19 protein-coding genes, 1 tRNA gene and 1 pseudogene are annotated in these 23,894 nt (G+C 70.6%); 9 read left to right on the forward strand and 12 right to left on the reverse strand.

The annotated features are described in order from the left end of the window. Nucleotides 1-4 precede the first annotated feature (4 nt). Both EES41_RS43350 and EES41_RS43355 read right to left on the reverse strand, forming a co-directional pair. Nucleotides 5-358, reverse strand: a complete 354-nt coding sequence (locus tag EES41_RS43350) for a transposase (RefSeq protein WP_254211691.1) — start codon at nt 356-358, stop codon at nt 5-7. Between the two features lie 75 nt (nt 359-433). Beyond that, nucleotides 434-835 carry a transposase gene (locus tag EES41_RS43355; RefSeq protein ID WP_254211825.1) on the reverse strand — a complete coding sequence of 134 codons (402 nt, stop codon included), beginning with the start codon at nt 833-835 and terminating at the stop codon, nt 434-436. A 109-nt stretch (nt 836-944) separates the two neighbouring features. Between EES41_RS43355 and EES41_RS35185 the strand changes: the two genes are divergently transcribed. Further along, the gene (locus EES41_RS35185; RefSeq protein WP_100580635.1) at nt 945-1,385 is read left to right on the forward strand and encodes a hypothetical protein; all 441 of its coding nucleotides are present in this window, start codon (nt 945-947) and stop codon (nt 1,383-1,385) included. 335 nt (nt 1,386-1,720) lie between these two features. On the opposite strand, the gene EES41_RS35190 is transcribed toward EES41_RS35185, so the two are convergent. Beyond that, nucleotides 1,721-2,023, reverse strand: a complete 303-nt coding sequence (locus EES41_RS35190; RefSeq protein WP_123081927.1) for a hypothetical protein — start codon at nt 2,021-2,023, stop codon at nt 1,721-1,723. A 941-nt stretch (nt 2,024-2,964) separates the two neighbouring features. After that, the gene (locus EES41_RS35195; protein WP_216827283.1) at nt 2,965-3,726 is read right to left on the reverse strand and encodes an ABC transporter permease; all 762 of its coding nucleotides are present in this window, start codon (nt 3,724-3,726) and stop codon (nt 2,965-2,967) included. Between the two features lie 348 nt (nt 3,727-4,074). Between EES41_RS35195 and EES41_RS41735 the strand changes: the two genes are divergently transcribed. After that, nucleotides 4,075-4,193 (forward strand) — tRNA-OTHER (locus tag EES41_RS41735). Between the two features lie 724 nt (nt 4,194-4,917). After that, nucleotides 4,918-6,168, forward strand: coding sequence for an MFS transporter (locus EES41_RS35205; RefSeq protein WP_123081928.1), 1,251 nt, complete (start codon nt 4,918-4,920; stop codon nt 6,166-6,168). Between the two features lie 268 nt (nt 6,169-6,436). Here EES41_RS35205 and EES41_RS35210 read toward each other — a convergent pair whose 3' ends face one another. The 4 genes from EES41_RS35210 to EES41_RS35240 all read right to left on the reverse strand — a co-directional run bounded on the left by EES41_RS35210 (nt 6,437) and on the right by EES41_RS35240 (nt 12,057). Then, complete coding sequence (locus EES41_RS35210) at nt 6,437-7,270, reverse strand: PIG-L family deacetylase (protein WP_123081929.1); 834 nt, start codon at nt 7,268-7,270, stop codon at nt 6,437-6,439. 436 nt (nt 7,271-7,706) lie between these two features. Next, complete coding sequence (locus EES41_RS35220; RefSeq protein WP_254211692.1) at nt 7,707-9,302, reverse strand: MFS transporter; 1,596 nt, start codon at nt 9,300-9,302, stop codon at nt 7,707-7,709. A gap of 1,682 nt (nt 9,303-10,984) precedes the next feature. Then, complete coding sequence (locus tag EES41_RS42445; RefSeq protein ID WP_216827284.1) at nt 10,985-11,386, reverse strand: hypothetical protein; 402 nt, start codon at nt 11,384-11,386, stop codon at nt 10,985-10,987. A 53-nt stretch (nt 11,387-11,439) separates the two neighbouring features. Then, nucleotides 11,440-12,057, reverse strand: a complete 618-nt coding sequence (locus tag EES41_RS35240) for a TetR-like C-terminal domain-containing protein (RefSeq protein ID WP_123081933.1) — start codon at nt 12,055-12,057, stop codon at nt 11,440-11,442. A 68-nt stretch (nt 12,058-12,125) separates the two neighbouring features. Between EES41_RS35240 and EES41_RS35245 the strand changes: the two genes are divergently transcribed. Next, entirely contained in the window at nt 12,126-13,460 is a 1,335-nt protein-coding gene (locus EES41_RS35245; RefSeq protein WP_123081934.1) for an alpha/beta hydrolase, read from the forward strand. A gap of 65 nt (nt 13,461-13,525) precedes the next feature. On the opposite strand, the pseudogene EES41_RS35250 reads toward EES41_RS35245, so the two are convergent. Continuing rightward, a pseudogene (locus EES41_RS35250) lies at nt 13,526-14,565 on the reverse strand (mobilization protein); the annotation flags it as partial. 217 nt (nt 14,566-14,782) lie between these two features. On the opposite strand from EES41_RS35250, the gene EES41_RS35255 reads away from it, so the two are divergent. Beyond that, nucleotides 14,783-15,607, forward strand: coding sequence for a hypothetical protein (locus EES41_RS35255; protein WP_164496033.1), 825 nt, complete (start codon nt 14,783-14,785; stop codon nt 15,605-15,607). A 153-nt stretch (nt 15,608-15,760) separates the two neighbouring features. Here EES41_RS35255 and EES41_RS35260 read toward each other — a convergent pair whose 3' ends face one another. Next, a complete protein-coding gene (locus tag EES41_RS35260; RefSeq protein WP_123081936.1) occupies nt 15,761-18,136 on the reverse strand; it encodes a phosphoketolase in 2,376 nt (791 codons plus the stop codon). A gap of 247 nt (nt 18,137-18,383) precedes the next feature. On the opposite strand from EES41_RS35260, the gene EES41_RS35265 reads away from it, so the two are divergent. After that, on the forward strand, nt 18,384-19,259 hold the full coding sequence (locus EES41_RS35265; RefSeq protein ID WP_123081937.1) for a universal stress protein: 876 nt from the start codon (nt 18,384-18,386) through the stop codon (nt 19,257-19,259). An 82-nt stretch (nt 19,260-19,341) separates the two neighbouring features. On the opposite strand, the gene EES41_RS35270 is transcribed toward EES41_RS35265, so the two are convergent. After that, nucleotides 19,342-20,061 (reverse strand): response regulator transcription factor, encoded by a 720-nt coding sequence (locus EES41_RS35270; RefSeq protein ID WP_123081938.1) that lies wholly within the window; start codon nt 20,059-20,061, stop codon nt 19,342-19,344. 262 nt (nt 20,062-20,323) lie between these two features. On the opposite strand from EES41_RS35270, the gene EES41_RS35275 reads away from it, so the two are divergent. Beyond that, nucleotides 20,324-20,650 (forward strand): STAS domain-containing protein, encoded by a 327-nt coding sequence (locus EES41_RS35275; RefSeq protein ID WP_123081939.1) that lies wholly within the window; start codon nt 20,324-20,326, stop codon nt 20,648-20,650. Between the two features lie 55 nt (nt 20,651-20,705). Then, on the forward strand, nt 20,706-21,155 hold the full coding sequence (locus EES41_RS35280) for a pyridoxamine 5'-phosphate oxidase family protein (protein ID WP_164496149.1): 450 nt from the start codon (nt 20,706-20,708) through the stop codon (nt 21,153-21,155). A 32-nt stretch (nt 21,156-21,187) separates the two neighbouring features. Here the strand turns inward: EES41_RS35280 and EES41_RS35285 are convergent, their stop codons facing one another. Next, nucleotides 21,188-22,879 carry a GAF domain-containing sensor histidine kinase gene (locus tag EES41_RS35285; protein ID WP_164496150.1) on the reverse strand — a complete coding sequence of 564 codons (1,692 nt, stop codon included), beginning with the start codon at nt 22,877-22,879 and terminating at the stop codon, nt 21,188-21,190. 180 nt (nt 22,880-23,059) lie between these two features. Here EES41_RS35285 and ppk2 point away from each other — a divergent pair, with 180 nt between their 5' ends. Then, a complete protein-coding gene (ppk2, locus tag EES41_RS35290; RefSeq protein WP_123081941.1) occupies nt 23,060-23,854 on the forward strand; it encodes a polyphosphate kinase 2 in 795 nt (264 codons plus the stop codon). Nucleotides 23,855-23,894: the final 40 nt, after the last annotated feature.

The raw sequence follows: 23,894 nt of genomic DNA on the forward strand, positions 1-23,894 counted from the left end.
GAAGTTACACCTCCACATGCCGGTACGGGGTCGGGGCTAGGTAGGCCGTTTCCTTCGGATCACTTCGCTGACCAGATGAAGGTGGCGGCGAGGAGGAGTCCGGCGAGGGAACTGGTGCGGTCTTGTCGTAGCGGGTGGCCAGGCCGCGCCACTGCTTGTGCTTGTTGATCCACTGCTCGACGGTGTTCCGTTGGCGGTAGCCCTCGCGGTCGAAGCCCGGCGGACGGCCGCCGAGCCGCCCGAGCCGCTTGTGGTTGGCGGTCTGGTCGGCCGGCTGCGGGATCACCGCCCGCATCCCGCCCCGCCGCAGATGACAGCGGATCGCCCGGGACGAGTGCGCCTTGTCGGCCAGGCCCACGTCCGGTGTGACTCTGGGCGGCCGACCCGCAGGGGCACCCGTGACCGGGCCATGATCTGGGTGAACGCCGGTGTGTCACCGGCGTGGCCGGGCGTGAGCACGAACTCCAGCGGGCGGCAACGGCCGTCCGCGGCGGGGTGGATCGTGGTGGTCGGCCCGCTGCGGGACCGTCCGAGGGTCATGGTCGGCCGGCTCGCCGGCCAGGCTCCCTTTGACGGGCCCCGGCGAAACTCCCTCCCAGGCGCCGTCGGCGGCCCACATCCGCAGCCGGTTGTGGGCGCCCGTCCGACGAACCGAAGTGCTCGGGCAGGTCCATCCACGGCGTCCGGTGCGGTACTTGAACGCGATCGCGTCGAGCACCTGCCGGTGATCACGCCGCCGCCCGCCCCGCCGAGGTGTCCGCTCCGGCAAGAGCGGCTCGATCCTCGCCCACTGGGCATCAGTCAAGGACGCACACCAGACCAACGATCCGATGATCCGAAGGAAACGGCCTGGTCGGCCAGGCGGCGCAGCGCTGTTGGCCGGTGTGGAGACGTTGCCGGGACCCTGGTGCGCGGGTGGTGGCCGGGCAGGCTAGTTTGCTTGGATGAGTCTCCTTGATGATGTGGCCGAGCGTGACGGCTGGCGCTGCTGGGTGTGTGATGAACCGGTCGACCCCGACGAGTCGGTGAACGACCCGCGGGGGCCCAGCGTCGACAGCCGGACCGCCGACCGGAAAGCCAAGGTCGCCGAGCGGCTCGCGCACCGCGGGTGCAACACCCGCAAGGGCGCGGTCAAGGTGGTCATCGCCTGGCCGGAGCACCTGTACGTAGTCGAACCCGCGCCGCTGATCGCCGTTGCCGACAGGCTGGAGCGCAAGGGGGGGCGCGAGATGGTGGGCCGTTGTCCGACGAAGCGGGACGCCCAAGAGGCGGCGGATTGGCTGGTGGACCGGTTCTCCCGACTGGTGCCGGGGCTGCCGGTGACCGCCGACATCCAGGCGGGCGGCGGCCAGTTCCTTGTCCTCCTGGCCGCAGGCCGCCGCTGATCTGGGATCACCCGCGCAGATGCGCTGGACGTGTGACCCCTCAAAGCATCGACTGTTCCCTTTGCCCAGGTCAGCTGCCGCAGGCAAGCCCCTTCCGGAAAATGGAACCTCTTCCCACGCAGTAGCCGTGGGAAGAGGTTCCCCCCGATGAGGGCGGCTGCGGCGTACGTCACGCCGGCCCGCCCTGGAGCCTGATGCGGTAGGGCCCTCTGGCCGAGTTCACGAAGAACGCTCACCTCTGCGGGGAGAGCTGTCGGTGCCAGGTTTTGCGGCGCCGGTGAAGGAGGCCATCCCGAGCGGCTCTGTCTGCTCCCTTCGAGCCCTGGACACAACGATCAGGTCAAAGCTGTGCTCGGTGAGGGTGCGGCGCTCGACGGCCTGCGCCTGAGGCAGACGGTTGTCGGCCAGCCAGCCAGCCAGCGTGCGTCGTCGGGCAGGGCGCCGAGCTCGGCGACAGCGGGGCGGTGCCCGGTGTTGCAGGACTCGGCGACTGCGTAGAACACGTGCAGGGTGACGGCCTGGTGCAGCTCGTCGACGGCGGGCTGCGAGGCGCGGCGTATGGCCTGGACGGCGGCGAGCTGATCGGCCCGGCTGGGCGGGTCCAGGCCTGCGGTGAGCTGCCGGGCCGCGATGTCCAAGAGGCTGTTCTCGGCGGCGGCGGCGTGCAGGTCGCGGGTGCTCGGCGAGGGGCTCGACCACGCCCGGGTGAATTGCCATGTCCCCCGGTTCGAACCGGGTCGGCCGGGGATGCGTCAAGCGGAACGGCAAACTTCCACACGTATTGAGTAAGCGTCCTTGCGAGATGAAGGGCGGGGACGCTACACCGCCGCTCCCCGGCCACAGAAGACCTGAATCCAATATGCCACTCGGTCGGGTGAACGCTCCCTTCAGTTGTCGGGAGCTGTCGGTAGCGTCGATCAGGACAGGTGATGGAGGTAATTCCGGACTACTAGGACAGGCGTTGACATGCATGAAAATTACATAGTACGAGTGCCTAAAATGGGGCGGGCGGGTGCGATCGTGATCAGCCTGGCAGGTCTGGGACCGATCGTGGGTGGCCTCGTTCAGGGAACAGTGCCGATCGTCGCGGTTGTTGCGATCGTCGCCCTCACTCTTGCGTGGGACGGCTTCCGCGCCTACTTCCTCCGCCCGGCCGCTCTCCCGTGCCCGTGTGCTGCGGACGACGACAACACTCCTCGCGGCGGCAGCGAGGCGACCGTCGCCGGTGCTGAACGTCAGCCCACGCCCATCGGAAGCAGGCGACACGCGCACTGACCCACCGCACGGTGGACTCGGCACCTGGGGCCGAGCCTGTCGTGCAGTAGATCAGGCAGCGACGGGATCGATGGGGGTACCGAACTGGGCGCGGTCGCACAGCAGCATGACGTGCAGCGCAGCGTGTCGCAGGTGATGATCTGGCCGCCGCCCGCCTTGTCCGGCAGTCGGAGCGCGCGTCTCGGTCAGGCTGATCCTGACGGCCCCGGCGTATCGGCGACGACAGCACCGCAGAGCCGACCGTCAACTGCTTCCCGGTGCGGTCGGCCCTCCTGCCGCCCGGGCAGTTGGCCGACCGGCCCTCTCACTGGTCGCGGCGTTGCGCGCTGGTGACGGCGAGCACGGCTGTGGTGAGCGCCCACACCGCGTAGACGGTCCAGGCTCCGCCGGTCGTCCACGGAAAGCCGGTCTGGGGTGAGCCGACCTCCACGAGCCGTGACCCGGCCCGGTAGAGCGTGCATGCCCGGCGACCGCCGACCAGTGGCCGCCGTCGGTGAAGACGATGGGCAGCACGAGGATGACCACCACCGAGGCGATCATGCTGGCCGAGGTCTGCCTGATGACGGAGCCGATGGCCGTGCCGGCGACCGTGCACACGTGTCGCAAGGAGGGCGGACGCCACTACGACGCGCAGCGCGCCCGGGTAGCTGATCGATACGCCCGCGTCCCTGCCGTCGAGGATCGCCGTCAGCCCGAACGAGGTCCCCGCGACGATCGCGCCGAAGACTGTGGTGACCGCCGTGACGACCACCGTCTTGGCGGCCATCACCGAACGGCGGGCCGGAACGGCCGCGAACCTCGTACGGATGGTGCCCGTGCTGTACTCGCCGCTGATTGCGACGGCGCCGATGGCACCGAGGGCGAGCATTATGACCATGGCGGCGTTCGCCATGAACGCCTCCTGCAGCGGAATTCCGGCCCGGACGAAGCCGGCCCGGTCCGCCGCGCTCCGCTCCGGCCAGGAGCCGTAGGTGTCGTAGGCGGTGCCCGCGTTAAACGCGATGACGGCCAGTGCGGTGGCCCCGTACGCGATCCAGGTTGAGCGCAGCGACCGAAGCCCCGCCAACGACCTGACGCCGCACGCCTGAGGGGACCTGCAGCATGGTGGTCAATCGGCCAACCCCAAACCTGCTTCGGGAACGGTGTCGCGGAGCGTAAGCGCCTTGCGGTCGATGCCGAGGGCGGAGCAGCCGTCGCGATCGCTCCGAGGCTGGGCTCCGTTTGATCGCCATCGGGGTCAGCTGCAAGCCCGCACGTGGCCCGGGTGCGGTCGCGCTGACGCGTCCACGCTCAACGATTCGATTTCCGTGTGCCCGTGTCAGCGGTTGCCGGTGTCTCGGATAAGGGTTGGTCCGCGGGGAACGAAGTCTCTACCCTGAGTCGGAGCGGGAGGGCGCGCCTTCCCGTAGGTTGTGGTGCCGTGGCAGAGCGGTCCATTGCGATCGTTGTGGGCGAGGTCCTTCCCACGACGACTGACGGGGACGGAGCGGACCTGCTCCCATCTGTCCGCGGGTTCGAATCCCGTCGGCACCGCAGCCGAACTGGAGTTGGTCCAGGGCACGGACACCGCGTCGCGCCAGGTCCGGGTGGGGGAGACCACGGGTGGGACGGTGACGCGGCACATACGCACCTGCCCTGAACATCGACCGGGCCGACGGCGTCGACCTGCTGTGGGTCGTCGACCAGAGGGTCACCCGCCCGGGTCCCACCCCGCCGCCGCGCAAGCTCCACCTGATCTACCGCCTCCACATCACCCGAGGCGCCGCGCCAGCCTCGCCGAGCAGGAGCTGGATGAACTACCCGACGGCAGCCACGAAGTCGGGGTCATCGAGTGGATCGACCACCGGAAGACGGCCGGGCTGCCGAATCGGCGGTTGCGTAGAGCCTTCACGCGCATCCAGTCCGCAGCCTCCTCGGTGAGTCCGAACGACTCCGCGGTGAGACCGGCGATGTCGGGCATCTCGTCGAAAGCGGCGGCATGCGGGTATTGCTTCCAGGTCCGCCAAATCCCGGGAGAGCCTTGAGTGCGGCCCGGATGGTCCTCTGCTCGGGGGCGAGCGCACCATCGCTCGACTGCCGGGCCTTGCGTTCGGAGCGGCGGTGAAGCCGACGGCACCCAGCTCGCCAGGACATGGTGCTCTCAACCACTCACCGGTGACGGCCGAGTCGCTGCGATGAGTCGACGCCCTTGCGGGCGATTCGGTGACAGATGGTGCGGGCTGCGGCGGGTTCTGCGACCGCTGTTAGCCTGCCGTCCATGATCAAGGGCCGTCAGGCAGGCCGAATAGGCAGCATGGTGGGGGACAGCAGGCCGGAGCGCGTGCTGATCGCCGCCAGTTTCGTCAACCGGATCGGCAACGGTCTGTTCAACGCGGCGTCGGCGCTCTATTTCACCTTGGTCGTGGGCCTGCCCGCGGTGCAGATCGGCGCCGCGCTCACCATCGCCGGAGTGATCGGCCTGTGCGCCGGGATCCCCGGCGGGCACCTCGCCGACCGGCGTGGGGCGCGCATGATCATGATGCTGGCCCTCGCGGTCCAGGCGATGGCGATGGCCGCCCTCGTCCTCGTCGAGAGCTGGGCCGCGCTTACGATCATCGCGACGGTCGACCAGATCGCCGCAGCGGCCGGTGGCGCGGCCTGGGGCGCCTTGGTGGTCCGGGTCGGGGGTGATCGCCCGGCCCGCTTCCGGGCGAAGTTGCGCACCTTCGTCAACCTGGGCGTCATTTTCGGAACGGTGGGTGCCGGGCTGGCGCTGGCCGCTAGCACCCGTGGCGCCTATGTCGCGCTGATCCTCGGCAACGCGGCGAGCTTCGCCCTGTGCGCGCTGCTCCTGCTCCTGCTGCCCCGCTATCCGGTGCTGGCAGCACCGCCGCAGCAGAGTCGCTGGCTCGCTTTCGCGGACCGCCCGTTCCTGACGTTCACCGCCCTCTACGGGGCCATGGGACTTCAGTACCCGGTGGTCTCCCTGCTCCTGCCGATCTGGATCTCCGAACACACCGAAGCGCCGCGCTGGACGGTGGCCGCGCTGTTCGCCGTCAACGCCGCCTTCTGCGTACTGCTGCAGACCAGGATCGGGTCCCGTATCGAAACCCCGCACGACGGCGGCAGGGCGTTTCGCACCGCTGGGCTGCTCTTCCTCGTCAGTTGCCCGATGATGGCGCTGGCGGCGTACACCCCGGTCTGGGTGGCGGCGGGACTGGTCCTGGCAGCGATCTTCGTCCATAGCCTGGCAGAGGTCTGGGAGTCCTCGGCGGGCTTCGCCCTGGGCTTCGGTCTTGCCCCCGACCATGCCCAGGGCCAGTACCAAGGTCTGCTCGGCCTCGGCTTCAGCACGGGCCAGGCACTTGCCCCCGCGATCCTCACCACGGTGGTGCTCGGCCTCGGTACGGCGGGCTGGCTGCTACTGGCGGGGTTCTTCGCGGCGCTGGGCGCCGCCGGGCCGTCTCTCGCCCGCTGGGGCATGCGGACCCGGCCGCAGCCGGGCATTGCCGCGGAAGCGACGGGATGAGCAAGGCGGAGGTGTGTCACGCCGCCTGGCCGTAGGCGGGAGGTGGGGCCCGGTGCCGAACGTCCTGGCACCGGGCCCCACCCGCGCACGCCATATCGGCGCAGGGTGCCGCCGACTCAGCACTGGCTGCCGGCCACTACTACTATTTTCCCCACCTGGGGTCGCCCTGTCCGGCTCCGGCTTCCCGCCCATGGCCGCACCTGCGGGCAGCGGGCCGACCACCCCGGCGGGCCGATGAACCTTCCCGGGTACCGGTCGGACAAGCGGATCAGCGCAGTCCGGCGAACAGATCGTTCTCGGGCACGGCCGCGCCGGTGGCGTCCTTGACACGTACGAAGGTCTCCATGCCCATCAACTCGCCGAACCTCTCCTTGCCCATCTTGAGGAAGAAGATGTTCTCGCCCTGACTGGCGTGCGCGGCCAGCGCATCGAACTTCTGGCCGCTGAACGGGGTGGTGTCCACCCACGTGGTGATCTCATCGTCGGGGAGGCCGATCTCGGCCATCGCGGCGGCCTCGGCGGGATCCGGCTCGGGCATGTCCTCATGGAACTCGCGCAGGATCTCCCCGAACCGCCGCATCGCCGAACGGGGCATCGTCGTCCAGTACACCTTCGGTGTCAGCGCGGTCATCTCCAGCGCCGCCATCGTGATCCGGTGGGCCTGGATGTGGTCGGGGTGGCCGTAGAAGCCGTTCTCGTCATAGGTGACGACCACATCGGGTCGGTAGTGCCGCATGAGCTCCGCAAGTCGGGCGGCGCCTTCCTCCACGGAGGTCCGCCAGAAGGATCCAGGCGTGTCGTTGCTCGGCCAGCCCATCATCCCGGAGTCGGCATAGTCCAGCATTTCCAGATCGCTGATCTTGAGGACGTCACAGCTCGCTTCGAGTTCTTGACGGCGCATCAAGGCGACGGCCGCCGGATCGTGCCCGGGATCGCCCGGCTTGACACCCTCCGGTCCGTCACCGCAACGGCCGTCGGTACACGTCACGAGAACCGTGCGGATGCCTTCCGCCGCGTACCGCGCGAGGACCCCTCCGGTTCCGGTGGCCTCGTCGTCGGGGTGGGCGTGTACTGCCATGAGCGTCAAGCGACGGTCAGTCATGAAACAGTCCTCCTGCAGAAATACGTCTTGGTCCAAGTGTGCGGCGGGCGTACCGCGATCCTGGGGACCGATCCCGGGACCGATCCTGGTGGTACGGACGACCTTGTGGTCTCCGTGTTCCCCACCCGTACGGCGCGGGTCCCCCAGTCGATGCAACCGCGCCGGCCCAACCAGCTGTTCCCGGCACGGCCGATTGGCCTTCAGGGATGCGGCGCAGCACTTCGCCGCCCCCGTTGGGGCGTAGGCCGGAGCCTTGACGTTCGCGGAGAGGCCAAGGTGTGCCGGCGCCGGCCGATGGCGTGGTCGTCGGCGTAGACGCGGGAGGACACTCCGGCGCGGCGGAGAAGGGTCTCGCCCGCCGGAGTGGTGTAGTCGACGTCCACCTCGGCCAGTTGGCCACTGATCAGGTGACGAGCACGGCGACCTGCTGCTCAGGTCACGGCGTTCTGAGCTGCTGCCCCGAAGTCCCAGAGGGCGACGGGCCGCCGCTTGCGTCCTGCGCGGCTGCTCTCGGTCCCATCCGGGCGGGCGGCCGCCATTGGGGCCCCGCCTGCGCTCGGGTCCCTTCCAGCGGCGACTTCCCGAACCACTCGGCCCGGGCGCGCGCGGCCCGTTGCTCCTGGCCTCGCGTCGCAGCGAGCCACTCTTCCTGTGCGGCGGCTGACGCGTAAGCCGGGGCCCCGTTCCGCACCGCCTGGTGGCCGGGGCTGCCAACAACGGGCACGTAGGTGTCTCTTTCGTGCGGAGGGAGGTTTGAGCGGTGGTTCCCGTGGTTCCCGTGGTTCGGGTGCTGTCGGGGGCGCCGGTGGCGGCCGCGGGGACTGGTGGTTCCAAGGTCGCGGCGGGCGAGAGCGAGGATGGTCAGCGCGGTGGCGGCGCCGGCGGCGGGGAGCGCGGCGAGCACGTAGAGGCGCGTGGCGAGGGCTGCGGCGAGCGCGGTTCCGGCGGCCTGACCGGTGCCGACGGACAGGATCAGCCAGGCGTACGCCTCGGTGGTACGAGAAGGGGGAGCGAGAACGTCCACGGTGTGGAAGCCGTTGGTAATGATCAGGGTGTAGAACAGCCCCGGGACCGCTGTGAAGACGATGGCCGTACGGGGGCCGGGCTGGGTCAGCAGGGGCATCCAGCCCAGGAGGAACAGGGCGCTGGTGGTGATGAGCTGGGTGGCGGGCGGGCCGGGCCGCGCTCGGCGGGCGTAGATCAGGCTGCCCAGGAAGCTGCCGGTGGAGAACGCGGCGGGGAGTACTCCGGAGAACATGGCCAGCCCGTGGGTGCCGGCCATGCCCGCAGCCCACACGTTCATCGCTCCGAACGCGAACCCCGTTCCCGCCAGCGCGGTGAACAGCTGGATCAGACCGGCGCTCATCAGCCGTCCACGGCCGGCCGCCCCGTCGGCGGCGGGGGGACGCCAGGTCTGCGACGGTGCGGCGGTCAGGACGACCGCCGTGCCCACGAGTCCGAGGGCGGCGGTCGTGGTCAACGCGGTGTCGGGCCCGTGCGCGGTCGCAAGCCACGAGGCGAGCAGGGGGCCGACGATGTAGAGGAGTCCCTGCGAGCCGGTGTCGAGGGCCTGGACGACTCGGCGCCGCCCGAGGTCGGGCAGGACCGTCGGCCAGAGCGCTCGTAGTCCTGCCTCCAGTGGCGGTGTGACCAGACCCGCGAATCCCACCACCGCGGTCACCACCGTCGGCTGGCCGCCCGCCCCGATCAGGGGGAGCGCGGCAAGGCAACCGGCGTTGAGCAGCACCGCCGGCGCCGACACACGGGCCTGGCCATGGCGGTCCATCAGCCTGCCCTTGACCGGCTGGGAGAGCCCGGACGCCAGCCCGTACAGCGCTGCGAGCATTCCGGCGAAGGCGAGCGACCCTCCGCCGCCGGTGATCCACAGGACGAGCCCCACGGGAACCATGCTGTTGGGCAGGCGCCCGGTCAGGGTGCCGGCGAGCAGGCGGGCAACGTGTCGGCTGCCCAGTACGGCGCCGTATGTGGCGGTCGGCGGGGCGGTGGCGGGCGGGTGATCGGCCAGGGTCAACAGGGCGGGGCTTTCCGTCAGTGGGCGTGCGAGGTGGGGTTGGGGCTGGGCCGGCCGCTATCCGCGTTGCGTGAACGCGGCGTTGGCCGGAGATGCCGGGGCCACGGGCAGGGTCCGACGGCAGAGGGGCGAGGCGCGGGCAGGTGGTCAGGGGGTGGGTGTGGTGCGGCGGCGGCGCCGCGAGGGCTTCCTCCAGTTGCCCGTCCATCTGTGCGAGGTCTTGGACCTGGTGGCTGGTGTGTACGGAGAGCACCCGCAGGCGGGCGGCGATCTTGGGCAGACCCGGGTGTCCACCGTGATTGCCTTGAGTGGCGCGGGTGTTGAGGGATCCGGAGCAGGGAGCGTAACCCGGAGCGGCCCGGCCACCGCAGAACTTGTGATCTTCCGACAAGACTGCGGGAACGGCCGCCGCTGCGGACTCGACAGGGTGTCGCGCGGGCGGCGACCCCACTGGGTCTGCCGGTCCCGTCGCAGGCGGAGAGCAGGAGGATCCCGGCGGTCGAGAGGGCGGTGAGCGAAGTGGCAGGAATGGTACGTAACATCAGAACTCCCCCTGACGGTGGTGCGGTTGGCCGCTCCGGCTCGTCCGGGGCGATGGAGTCCAGGGGGGCGCGTACCGAGCCTTACCGGACCGCGACCATAAGCCACCGGGCCGGCGCGGCCGCCTCGGCGACTCGGTGCCGTTCCTGGACTGGCACGGCGACGGACGCGGCTCGCGCTCGGGTGGTTCGCAGGGCCGCGGGCGAAAGACGTCCGCGTGTTCCTCGGCCGGCCATGCGATGGAATGGGGCCCGCAGTGATCGAACAATGCGAACGCCAGCCGAGCCAAGGGGAGCCAAGCATCCACAACACGGCGACACGGCCGGCGCGGCCGAGGACCCGCGGGCAGTCGAGCGCCTGCCACGTCAGTCCCGCGCCGGCGGTCTGCGCAACAGACTCGCGCAGCGAGGCGGCGGTTGCGCTGCTCTCGGCAGTGCGGATCGACCTGGTGCCGCTTGCGGACTGCACGGCGGCTGGCGTGTGGCCCCTGCATGAAGTCTTCTCTTGGCGGAACTGCCGACGGCCAGCTGGAGTATGGGCGACGCCGCGCACAGCACGCGCGCCGGGTTCCTCCGAGGGGGGGATGGTATCGGGCCCGCTCTGGCCGACCCGGCGCCTGTGCGCGCAGGCGGGCGTAAGCGGCAATGGGTGCTGCGGTCCGACAGGCGACGAAGGACTCAACCGAGCCTGCCCCTGCGGCGCTCCGGTCGCGACCCTCGCAGCGGACTGCTTCGGGCCCTACGAACTGCACCTCGACCCCGTCCGGACATACGCGTTCTCCTAGCAGGACCGTGGGACGATCCGGGTCTGCCCGAAGCCGTTGGGCAGCCCATCGCCGCAGATGACAGGCTCCGCCTCGGTGGAGTTATTTGACGTCCTGGCGGGACTCGCCCGGTCGGGATATCTTGGGCCTGTTGAGAACGGCGCGGCCTGGGGCCAGGGCACCGCGGCGCTCGGTGACCCCTGGGAAGTAGCCGTCGGGAAGCGCCGGTCCTGGCCGTGCTAGTTCGCTTACGGCGACCGTGCCGGTTGCGCCTGGCAGACTTACACACCCCTCACCTTCGACAACCAATGCGCTATCCAGGCCACGTCCTCCGGCGTCGTCTTCGTCTTCGAATTCCTGGACGGAGAAGGCCCGATCCTCAACGTCGTGGGACCCCCACCCCATCAGCATGAGTGCTCCGCGACCCACGCGACACCGTGAGGATGAAGCCGACGTCGTGAACGCTACATCGCCGATATTGGCTCGTCGCCCTCATGCACATCTTCAGGGCGAACTCAGCGCCGAGCTGGGTTGCTTCGATAAGTGCATCCGTTGACCGGTCCTCCAGATGGATCCTCGCGAGCGGCCCCGCCTCCTGGAGATCATCCAGAACCTCCGCGAGCGCATCCGCGAGGCCCGCGCCAACGGCTGGCTCGGCGAGGTCGAAGGACTTCAAGTCAGCTCTGACGCTGCGATGGCCAAGCTCAACAGCCTCAAACGGGCTCCGGCCGATGGCCGGCCGCAGCTGGTTGACCTTGGCGTGCCGGCCTTCACCGACCACGCGCCACTGCTTCAGCCAGGGTCGGGAGAGCCCGGAATCCGGCCCTGATCCGGTCACCGGGCGAGTTCGGCTTGGCGAAGACTGCGGAACACCTCCGGGGTCGTCCATCCGCGCAGTGTGGCGTGAATCGTCGAGCGGAATGCAGCCTCGGCCGTGGTGGCGTCGAGGGCGCCGGTGAGTTCGAGAGTCACGAGCCCGTGCAGGGCAGCCCAGATCGACAGAGCGATCGACGTTGCTTCGCCGGCGAGGACGGACGCCGTCAAGGCGCGATCGATCGCCGCGAGGAGCGGACGGATCGGGTCACTGGCACCGGCCTCTCCCGACGGGTCGAAGGACTGCACACCACCGAACAGCACCGTGTAGAGGTGGCTGTGTCCGCGCCCCCAACGACGGTAGGCGGCGGCCAGTGCGTAGAGGTCGGCGAGAGGGTCCGCGGAGGTCTGTACCGCCGAAAGGTCCTGGAACAGGCCGGCGACGGCTCTGTCGCGCACCGCACCGATCAGCCCGTCCTTACCGCCGAACAAGGAGTACACCGCCGTCGTCGACGCCTCGGCGGCAGCGGCCACGGCGCGGACCGTGACGGACTCCCGCGGACGGGTGGCGAGCATCTCGGTCGCGCACTCCACAAGCCGCTCTTTGACGGCCTCGTCGTTTGTTCTGGGCCTACCCACGATCAGCAGCCTACCCTCTCTGATAACGTCGTTTTGAAACAGTGTTCTGAAACTGTCGGAGGTCCGCCGTGCCCACGTCCGCCATACGTCTCGTCCGCTTCACCGGACGCTTACTGCCGGCCCTGGCCGCCGTCGCGGCGCTGGTCGTCGTCTTCCTCGCACTGATCGCCCTCACGGACGGGGCAGGTTCGGGGCTCGCCGCGTGGTTGACGACCCTCGGGACCGGGACTGTCCTCGCGCTGTGGCGGGGCCGGCGCCGCACCTGGCCGGCGCGGCTCGTGCCGTTCCTGCCGGTGATCGTCGCGGCGGCGTTGACGGCGACGGTCTGCATCCCGACCGTGCCGACGGCCCGGCGGCACCCGCCCGCGCTGCCGTTCGTGTCCACTCAGCACTGGAACCTGGCCACGGGCAGCCAGGTCGCGGTGTATCACTACCCGCCCGCGAACCCCGGCCCCCAGCATTCCGTCCCGTTCGTGTACCTCCACGGAGGACCCATCCGCGGCATCTCGGTGCAAGACCACCGGTTCCTGGGACTTCTCGCCCGCCAGGGCTACGACGTCTACGCCTACGAACAGGCCGGCGGCGGACGAAGCGACCTGCTCCCCATGGACCAGTACACGATCTCCAGGTCGGTCCGTGACCTCGCCGCCTTCGTCGACCGCCTGGACAAGGGCAAGGTTGACATCCTCGGATTCTCCGGAGGCGCAGTCGTGCTCACCCGAGCCCTGGCCGACCCTGGCGTCGCCGCACGCCTGCACCGGGCGATCATCGCCGAGCCCGGGCCCTTGGACGGCCCCACCGCGCACATCACCGGGAACAAGGGCCGAGCATCCGCACGAGGCCTCGCGCCCGCCCCGACCGGACCGCGATCGACACACGTCCCCCGGTACGCCGTGGCATTCGGCCTCATGCGACTCGGACTCCTCACCCCCGACACCGGACTGATCGGACAGGCCGAAGGCGACAACGCCTTCACCGCCGCAGACCTCGGCAGCGACACCGCATCCGCCTACTGCGCGCGCGACGCGCACCGCATCCCCACCGAGGACACCGCACAGAACTTCACCTTCAGCCCCGCCGCCAGCCTCCGCGTCCAGCAGACAGTTAAGGACTCGCCCTCCATCGCACCGCTGCTGAGGCAGTCCCGGACCCCCGCGATGCTCATGATCGCCGAGTGCTCCTCCCAGGTCCGTCAATGGGCGACCGCCATCCTTGCCGATGACCCCGCCATCCAGCGCACGCAGTACATGCCCGGAGTCGGACACCACATGTGGAACGGCCTCGACGACAACAACGACCGGGCCGTCGCCGTCATCACTGCGTTCCTTCAGGACAAGCCGGCCCCCCTGCCGAACTACCCGACCCGCGACGAGATCCCTACCTTCATGCGCGACCACAAATGAAGTTGTTGCGGCCCGGCACCGGCAAAGACTGGCGAAACCGCGAAGCCGCCTGGGCCCTGCGCGAACTACAGCCAAGGACGAGTTCTCAGTCCGGAAAGGGGGCCGTCCGCGTGCGAACGCGACGGCTGGGCGGTGGAACTCCTGTGGAGCGGCATTGCAGACGCGTCGGCGGGCAGCCCGGCCAGACGGCGCAGCCGCCACACCAGGACGTCACTGACGGAGGACGCAGTGTCCAACTCCCGTCGCCCGAATGCCTGAACGAGAAGTCCGGCGGGATCTCGGCCGGCCGCTTCGGCGTCGGCGAGGGTGGAGGCGAGCGCAGGCCACCCGGCCTCGGCCAGGACCTGCTCGGCGAGCTCGGGCATCGCTCTGCGCAGGACGGCGGCATGTCGCCGGTGGAGCGCCGGGGGCAGGAGGCGGGCCCCGCTCGCGGAGTACGGCCATGGGATGGCCGGCTGCGGCCTGGTAGGCGGCGCGCAGGTGTTCGGCGGCCTGGAGGGCAGCGGCGGCCTGCTGGGCGTGCTCCTTCCGTTAGTGCCAGGCTGGCGCAGCGGTGACGAGGAAGAACGCCATGTCGATCAGCATCGCGGTGCTTGCCCCGTCCTCCCCACGGCCGAGCGCCGGTCCGCCGTGGACGAGGTCGCGGGCGGCCCGACGCAGGGCGCGGTCGTGTCCGCGAACGGCCCGCACGTGGGAGCGCGAGGCGCGCTCGAACGCGGCTGCTGCCTCACCGAGTTGCTTGCGGGTGTGGGCGGCGGAGGTCTTGGCGAGGGCGTCGAGCACTTCCCCGGCCGCCGCGACGTGCGCGGCGATGATGCCGTCGTCAACGCCGTCGAGCACCAAGACCGCCTGCCAGGCGGCGGTGGTCGCGGCCCGCCGTGCGGAAGCGGGCCCGGGCACAGCCCGCAGCGGAGCGTCATCCGTGGCGGTTTCGGCCACCGGGTCGGACGGGGTCGCGGAGGTCCAGCGTTCTCGGATGCGGGGCAGGGACAGGTCCGGGGCGAGCCGCGCGCCGGGGTAGAAGACCGGCTCGTCGTCCTTGTTGCGGGCAGGGGGCGACCTTGTACCCGAGGAGGTCACCGGATGGGTCTTCGAGTCTCTGGACTGAAGAGCGTCGAGGACGGTCATCGTGACGGCGAGAGCAGAGGTTTGTCGGGTGGCCGTCGTCGCGGCCGTGCTGACCCGGTAGAGGGAACAGCGATGATGAGTGCGGGCGCAGCATCGACGTCTGGTGGTTTCTCGGGGGTGGGGCAGTGATCGAGGTCATGCGGCAGGGCGCGTTCAGCGTGAACGGCGTCGGATCGGAGTGTCGGCCGTTCCCGTTGAGCTTCAGCCTCCGCGAGGTCGAAGGGGCGTGGAAGGTGGCCGCGGGCGCGGCCCGGGCGCGCGAGTTGGCCGACCTGCTCGTGGCCGTGGCGAACGATGCGGTCGCGGTGGTGTCGCTGGAGACCAACTCCTACCTGGACGAGGAGTGGCGGACGCTGCAGCCGTCGCTGATCGCTGCCGAGCTCGGCGTGCCGTGCAGGGTTCACCCCCTCGGATCCTGGGCGTCCGGAACCTACGCCCTCGGGGAGGAACTCGTGGTGATGGACCGCGACCAGCTGCACCGTCTCCTCGACGACACCTGGTCACCGTACGAGCTGACGCTCATCGACGTGCCCTCCGACGTGACCCCGGAGCAGCTCGACGAACTCGCTCTCGTACTTGGCACGACTGGTTTCGACGATCCGATCCTGAACCGCCTGGAAGGCTCCGAGGTCTGGTTCTCGGGTCACGACGACTGCTACGTGCTGCTGGAGACCCGAGACCCCGCACTGCCTGCCGCAGTCCTGGCGCGGCTGCTGGCCCTGCTGGCAGGCTCCGCCCTCGGCGAACTCACCGAGGCACCCCCCTCCCGCGTTCCCGAGCCCGGGTCGTGGCTGCCCGAGCGGCTGATCGCCACAGCACCTCACTGGATCGGCGTCCTGGGCGGGGCCGGCGAGGAGTTGGTGACCATCGAGCTGGCGGCCTTGCCAGAGCCGTGGCAGCTGGGCGTCCCCTTCCCGAAGCAGGCCGACCTGACGGCGACTCTCGCCGTACGCCATGGCACCTGGCGAATCGCTCCCGCGGGGCGAAGGCGGAACCCCGATGCGCAGGAGCAGCCGTGAGGCGGTGATGGCCGCTGTCGTGGCTCGCGTCGTACCGGCGGCGCACGCTACCGGCCGCCCTGGTCGTCGCGGCTGTCGCCGTGGACGTGTGTGTCGGCAGGGTCCCCGCGGGCGGTCAACGCGGGGACCGGCCGGGCCCGGCCCGGCGCGTGCTCAGTACGGCCAGGACCAGTCCGCCACTTCCGGCAGGTCGGTGCCGTGCTCGCGGATCCAGTCGTGGTGGCGGATGCGCTGGTCGGCCATGGCCTGGCGCAAGCCCTCGGCGCGGCTCGCGAGGCCGGGAACGCGGTCGATGACGTCCATGACGAGCCGGTAGCGGTCCATGTCGTTGCGCACGACCATGTCGAACGGGGTGGTCGTGGTGCCGGACTCCTTGTAGCCGCGGACGTGCAGCTGGGAGTGGCCGGTCCGGCGGTAGGCGAGGCGGTGGATGAGCCACGGGTAGCCGTGGTAAGCGAAGATGACCGGCGTGTCGGTGGTGAAGAGCGCGTCGTACTCGGCCTTCGTCATGCCGTGCGGGTGTTCGTCGTGGGGCATCAGCCGGGCGATGTCGACGACGTTGACGACGCGGACGGCCAGCGAGGGGAGGTGCTCGCGGAGCAGGGCCGCGGCGGCCAGCACCTCCATGGTGGGTACGTCGCCGGCGCAGGCGAGCACGACGTCCGGTTCGCGGGAGCCGTAGCCGTGGTCGGTGCCCGCCCACTCCCAGATGCCGGCGCCGCGCGTCACGTGGGTGCGGGCCTCGTCGATCGGCAGCCAGTCGAAGCAGGGCTGTTTGCCGGCGACGATCACATTGACCTGGTCGCGGCTGCGCAGGGCGTGATCGGCCACGGCGAGCAGGGTGTTGGCGTCCGGCGGCAGGTAGACCCGTACGACCTCGGGGCTCTTGTTGAGGACGTGGTCGACGAATCCGGGGTCCTGGTGGGAGAAGCCGTTGTTGTCCTGGCGCCAGACGTGTGAGGTGAGCAGGTAGTTGAGGGAGGCGATCGGCGCCCGCCAGGACAGCTCGCGCGAGGTCTTCAGCCACTTGATGTGCTGGCCCACCATGGAGTCCACGATGTGCGCGAAGGCCTCGTAGGTGGAGAAGAGGCCGTGGCGGCCGGTGAGGAGATATCCCTCCAGCCAGCCCTGGCAGATGTGTTCGGACAGGATCTCCATGACCCGGCCGTCGCGCGCCAGGTTGCGGTCCGTGGCTTCCGTGATGCCCTGCCAGGCCTTGCCGGTGGCCTGGTACAGGTCGTCCAGCCGGTTGGAAGCGGTCTCGTCCGGTCCGACGACCCTGAAGTCCCGCCGGCCGGCCGTCTCCCGCATGATCTGGGTGAGGAAGTGCCCCAGGACACGGGTCGGTTCGTGGAGGGTGCGGCCGGGCTTGTCGACGGGGACGGCATGCGCGTCGAGCGCGGGCAGTGGCAGAGGCCTCAGCAGTCGCCCTCCGTTCGCGTACGGCACCGCGCCCAGGCGGCGCTCGCCTTCCGGGACGCAGGCCAGGACCCGCGCCGTCGGGCGGCCGTCGGCATCGAAGAGCTCCTCCGGCCGGTACGAGCGCAGCCAGTCCTCCAACTGCCTCAGGTGCGCGGGATTCTCGCGCACCCCCGCGAGCGGGACCTGGTGGGCGCGCCACGTGCCCTCGACCGGCTCGCCGTCGACGGTCGCCGGGCCGGTCCAGCCCTTGGGCGTGCGCAGGACGATCATCGGCCAGCGTGCGCATTCCCGGCCCGGGTCAGTGCCCGCCTTCCGTGCCTCCTGCTGGATCAGGGAGATCCGGTCCAGCGCGTGGTCCAGCGCGCGGGCCATGGCGTGATGGACCTGGGCGGGGTCGCTGCCGGTCACGTACAGCGGGTCGTGCCCGTAGCCGCGCAGCAGCGCGTCGAGCTCGGCCTCGGGGATCCGGGACAGCACCGTCGGGTTGGCGATCTTGTAGCCGTTCAGGTGCAGGATCGGCAGGACCGCGCCGTCGTGGACCGGGTCGAGGAACTTGTTCGAATGCCAGGAAGCGGCCAGCGGTCCGGTCTCCGCCTCGCCGTCGCCGATGACGCAGGCGACCAGCAGGCCGGGATGGTCGAAGGCGGCTCCGTAGGCGTGGGCGAGGGCGTATCCCAGCTCCCCGCCTTCGTGGACGGAACCGGGGGTCTCCGGCGCCACGTGGCTCGGCACTCCGCCGGGGAAGGAGAACTGCCGGAACAGTTCGGCCATGCCGTCGGCGTCGCGGCTCACGTCCGGGTAGGTCTCGCTGTACGTGCCCTCCAGCCAGGAGTTGGCGAGGACGGCGGGGCCGCCGTGGCCCGGGCCCCAGATGCACAGGGCCTCCAGCGAGCGTTCCCTGATCACGCGGTTGAGGTGCGTGTACACCAGGTTCAGGCCGGGCGAGGTGCCCCAGTGGCCGAGCAGCCGCGGCTTGATGTGCTCCGGCCGAAGCGGCTCGGCGAGCAGGGGATTGCCCATGAGGTAGATCTGGCCGGCCGCCAGGTAGTTGGCGGCGCGCCAGTGGGCGTCCAGCTCCGAGATCGAATACGCGGTCAACGCGGTCATGTCCGCTCCTGCGTGCGTGCGAGGGTCCGGGACGTTCGTCGACTGAGCCGATGCCGACATCCTGCGCTCTGCCAGGGCGTGGCCGACAGGGGAGGACCGGCCCTCGGGGAGGGACGGTCGGCCCTGTTCCGCACCTGCCCGGCCCGGGGAAGGTGAATCCCGGTGGCGCCCGGCCCTCCCTCGGCCGGCGCCGCCCATCCCCGCCGGCGACCCCGATGCCTCGCGCATCATTACGGAGGACAGACCTGTGAAGCGCACCCTCGTCGTCGGAGTGGACGGTTCCCCCGAGAGCCGGGCCGCTGCCGACTGGGCCGCGCGGGAAGCCGTGCGCCGCGACATGCACGTGCACGTGGTCCATGCCTGGCCGTGGCAGCCGCTCGCCGGCGCGGTCGTCCAGGACCGAGGCACCGAGGACCGCCGGGCCCGGGAGATCCTGGAGGAGACGGAGGCCGAGCTCGGCCACCGCCACCCTCAGCTCTCGCTGTCCGTGGAAGTGGTGGCGGACGTCCCCGTGCCGGCCCTGCTGCGCGCCGCCAAGGACGCGGAGATGCTGGTGCTCGGCACCCGCGGGCACGGCGCGCTGGCAGGCTTCCTGCTGGGCTCGTACGGGCAGCGGCTGATCGCCTCCGCCGAGTGCCCCGTCGTCTCCGTCCGGGCCAGGGGCGGCAAGCCGGTGCTCGGGGGCGCCGAGGGCGAGGTCGTCGTCGGGCAGCAGGGCGGTGTGGAGGAGTCCGCCGGGGTACTGGGCTTCGCCTTCGAGGCGGCCGCCGCGCGCGGGGTCCCGCTCCGGGCGGTCCGCGCCTGGAGCCTGCCCCCGGTCTACGGCTACAGCCCCGGCTCGATGTGGATCGCCGAGCAGTTCGGCGGGCTGGAGCCGTTCGAGAAGGCGGCGCTGGATCAGGCGCTGGAGCCGTGGCGGCCGAGGTTCCCCGAGGTGGAGGTCGTCGCGCACGTGGAGCGGGGCAGCGCCGGCCACGTACTGCTGTCGGAAGCATCGGACGCCCAGTTGGTCGTCGTCGGACGCCGGGTCAGTGACTCGCCGGTGGGCACGCGGATCGGGTCGGTGGCCCATGCCGTGCTCCACCACTCGGCCTGCCCCGTCGCCGTCGTCCCGCACCAGTGACCACCGAGGCGACGACGGGCGAACGATGAAGCCGGGCACGCGGTCGTACGGAGTGCTGCCCGGCCCTTCCCGCGCGCGACTCCTATTCCGCCGCTGCGGTCGGGGCCGTGGCCGGGTGTCGGCCGGGCGGGGTCAGCGCGTGGCTGGCGATCACCGCGGCCTGGACGCGCCGCTCCACGCCGAGCTTGACGAAGAGCCGCGAGATGATGTTCTTGACGGTCTTCTCCGCGAGGTGCAGCCGCTTGCCGATCTCCCGGTTGGTGAGACCCTCGCTGACCATGAGGAGGATCTCCTTCTCCCGGTCCGTGAAGCCGGGAAGCCCCGGAACCTGTTCCTCCTTGGGTACGTCGCCGCGCATGCGGGCCATCAGCCGCGTGGTGGCGCCGGGGTCGAGCATCGACTGGCCGGCGGCCACCGTCCGGACGGCGGTCACCAGGTCGGTGCCGGTGATCTGCTTCAGGACGTAGCCGGAGGCCCCGGCCATCACGGCGTCCAGCAGCGCCTCCTCGTCGTCGAACGACGTGAGCATCAGGCAGGCCAGCCCGGGCATCCGCGCGCGCAGCTCCCGGCACACGCTCACCCCGTCGCCGTCCTGGAGCCGTACGTCCAGGATCGCGACCCGGGGGCGCAGTGCGGGGATGCGGATCAGCGCCTGTTCCGCCGTGCCCGCTTCACCGACCACGGTCAGGTCGGGCTCGGCGTCCAGCAGGTCGTGCACCCCGCGGCGCACGACTTCGTGGTCGTCGAGCAGGAAGACGCTGATGGGCTCCGCCACGGGGGAGGGGGCACTGCTGCCGGTCATGACGCGACTCCTTCGCCTGGGGTCGTTCGGGGCGCACGGACACCGGCATCCTGCCTTCTTCACGGGCCGAACGGACAGGGCCGGTCGGCCCTCATCGGTGGGCCCCCCGCGCGGCGGGCACCGGCCGGGCCCCGGGAAAGGGACCTTCGGCCCTGTCCGGAGGGCCTGCCGGGCCTTTCCGAGTGCACTCGGAACCGGATGAACTGATGGCGCACGGGGAACGGCGCGACTCGACGGAGCCGCACGCAGCGCGGAGGACGTCATGAAGACCGCCTTGATCGACCTGAAGACCGTGGCCCGGGACGCTCGTGGCCTGAGAGTCTCCTTGGCCGGGGAGCTCGACCTCTACACGGCGGAGCAAGTGGGGCCGCGCCTGCGCGAACTCGCCGGATTCGGCCACCGGAACATCGTCCTGGACCTGTGCGGTCTCTCCTTCTGCGACAGCGCGGGCATCGATCTCTTCATCCGTCTGCACCGCCGTTGTCGTGCGGAGGGAACCCGGCTCCTGCTCTGCGATGTGCCGCCCCTGGTGGCCAAGTCCATGCGGGTGCTCGCCGCAGACCGCGACCTGCAGTTCGTCGTTTCGTGAGGTGAACACCATGGATCAGGAAGCCGCACGGCGACCCGCCGGCCGGTCCGGTGGGATGACGACCGCCCGGCACATGCGGGATCTGGACCGGTCCGAGGCCCTGCGGCTGCTCTCGACGGTGTCCCTGGGGCGCATCGTCTTCACACGGCACGCCCTGCCCGCCGTCCGCCCGGTGAACCATCTCGTCGTGGGCGAGGACGTCATCGTCCGGATCCATGAGGACGGGGCACTGGGCTCTCTGGTGGCGCCCTGCGACGTCCCCGGCGTGGTGGTGGCCTACGAAGCGGACGTCATCGATCCCGTCACGCACCTCGGCTGGAGCGTTGTCGTCACCGGTTACGCCAGGGTGGTGGCCGACACCGACGAGGTGGACCGGTACGCGTCCTTCCTGCGCCCCTGGGTGGCACGCCCGATGACCGGCGCGTTGCGGATCCGCCCTGATCTCGTCACCGGGTTCCGGCTGGAGGCGGACCCGCCCCGGCCCCTGCCGGCGGTCCGGAGCTGACGGGTCCGGAACTGACGCCCTTGCCCCGGTCCTCAGCTCCCGGTAGGGAGGGGCGCCCGCCAGACGAGCCTGGTGCCGCCCTCGTCGGGCCTCTCGTGGGTGAAGGACCCGCCCAGGCCCTGCGCCCGCTCGGCGAGGTTGCGCAGACCGCTTCTGCGCCCCTGTGCCCCCTGTGCCGCAATGCCCTTCCCGTCGTCCGAGACGGTCAGTACGACCTCGCCACGGCCGGCCTTGAGGGACACGCCGACCCGGGTCGCCTGCGCGTGGCGGGCGGCGTTGCTGAGGAGTTCGCCCAGTACCGCCATCACGTGGTCGGCGATCTGCGGCGGTACGTCGGTGTCGAGCAGGCCCTCCATGCTCAGGCGCGGCGGGTGGCCGAGGGTGGTGGCCGCGTCGCCGACGGCACGGGAGGCGCGTGCCCGCAGACCAGGTCCGCTCTCGCGGTCCTTGGTGCGCAGCCCGAAGATCGTCGACCGGATGATCTTGATCGTTTCGTCCAGGTCGTCGACCGCCCGCCCGACCCTTTCGGCGGCCCCTTCGTGCTCGACGAGCCGAGCGGCACTCTGCAAGGTCATGCCGGTGGCGAAGAGCCGCTGAATGGCCAGGTCGTGCAGGTCACGGGCGATCCGGTCGCGCTCCTCCAGCAGTGCTATCTGCTCGGCGTCCCGGCGCCGCTCCGCCAGCTCCAGGGCGAGTGTGGCCTGACCGGCGAAGGCAACGAGGGGCTCCAACTCTCCCTCGCCGAACGCTGGTTCTCCCGCCGCGCGCGCGAGCAGCAGGACGCCCCTGCTCTCCCCGCCCGAGGTGCCCAACGGGACGGCCACGGCGGGCCCCAGCCCGTCCTGCACCTGGGCCTCGGCCGGGTAGCGTTCGCCGGCCGAGCCCGGCACGGCCGTCACGGGCTTGCCGGCCCGGTGCGCGGCTCCGGAGAGCGTGCCGGAGAAGGGGACGACGAGGCCTTGCCGCGCGCGTGCGTCCGGACCGACCGAGAACTCCACGACCAGGCCGTCGACACCGGCCACGGGCATGGCGATGTCCGCGAGGCGGGCCGTGGTGATCTCTCGTGCGCGGCGGGCGATGAGCTCCAGCACCGCCGGGCGCGACGCGCCGGACAGCAGGCTTTCGGTGATCTCCGCATTGGCCTTGAGCCATCGCTGCTGGCGCTGAGAGCCCTCGTAGAGCCGCGCGTTGTCGATCGCCACACCCGCCGCCACGGAGAGGGTGGAGATCACCGTCTCGTCCTCGGTGTCGAAGTCGATTCCGCCGCGCTTGTCGGTGAGGTAGAGGTTGCCGAACACCTCCTCGCGGACCCGGATCGGCACGCCGAGGAAGGTGCGCATGGGCGGGTGATGGGCCGGAAAACCGTGGGAGGAGGAGTGCGCGCCGAGGTCGGTCAGGCGCAGGGGTTCCGGGTGGCGGATGACCTCCCCGAGCAGGCCGTGGCCGGCCGGCAGGGGACCGATCTCGGTGATCTCCTCATCCGTGAGTCCCACGGTCAGGAACTGCGAGAGCGTGCGGCCGTCGGGGCCGATCACTCCCAGCGCGCCGTATTCCGCGTCGACGAGCAGGGCGCCCGCCTCCACGATCCGCCGGAGCACCTGGGCGAGATCCAGCTCCCGCCCCACCGACACCACGGCCTCCAGGAGGCTGTGCACCCGGTCGCGAGTGCCGCGCACTTCGTCGATGCGCACCTGGAGCTCGTCCAGCAACTCGTCCAGCCGCATCCGCGGTACCCGGGTCAACGGATCCCCCACACCCACGCGCTTCCCCTCCGACGGCCCGCTCGGTTGCCCGACCCACGGTCAGCGTATCGACACGCCCGGGCCCGATGTGCGTCGTTGCGCGCGGATGCCCGCCGTGACTGACTTGATCGAAGCGCCGGACGACGACGGGGAGGATGGGCCATGGCTCTGAAGAAGGCGGTCTACGAGGACGAGCTGCTGCGGCTCCAGACGGAGCTGATCAAACTCCAGGAGTGGGTGCGCACGGAGGGCGCCCGGCTCGTGATCGTCTTCGAGGGCCGCGACGCCGCGGGCAAGGGCGGCACGATCAAGCGTGTCACGGAGCACCTCAACCCCCGTGTCGCACGCATCGCCGCCCTGCCCACGCCGACGGAACGGGAGCGCACCCAGTGGTACTTCCAGCGCTACGTCGAGCACCTGCCCGCCGCCGGCGAGATCGTCCTGTTCGACCGCAGCTGGTACAACCGCGCCGGGGTCGAGCACGTCATGGGCTTCTGCACACCGGCGGAACACCGGCTCTTCCTGCGCCAGTGCCCCGTCTTCGAGCGCATGCTCGTCGAAGACGGGATCCTGCTGCGCAAATACTGGTTCTCCGTCAGCGACGCGGTGCAGGAGGAGCGGTTCCGCGCCCGAGCGCAGGACCCGCTGCGGCGCTGGAAGCTCTCCCCGATGGACCTGGAGTCGCTCACGCGCTGGGAGGCGTACTCCCGGGCCAAGGACGAAATGCTCGTCCACACCGACACCGAGGACACCCCTTGGTACGTGGTCGAGAGCGACGACAAGCGCAGCGCGAGACTCAACATGATCGCCCACCTGCTGTCCTCGCTTCCCTACGCGGACGTCGCCCTGCCTTCGCTCACCCTGCCGCCCCGTCCTCCTTCGACGGGATACCAGCGACCTCCCAAGGACCTCCAGAACGCCGTCCCCGACCATGCGTCCACGCTCGGGAACCACTGAAGCGGGGCGGATGCCGGCGCGGAGTTGCCGAGTGCACCGT

Source organism: Streptomyces sp. ADI95-16 (assembly GCF_003721495.1).
In the GTDB taxonomy this organism is placed as follows: domain Bacteria; phylum Actinomycetota; class Actinomycetes; order Streptomycetales; family Streptomycetaceae; genus Streptomyces; species Streptomyces goshikiensis.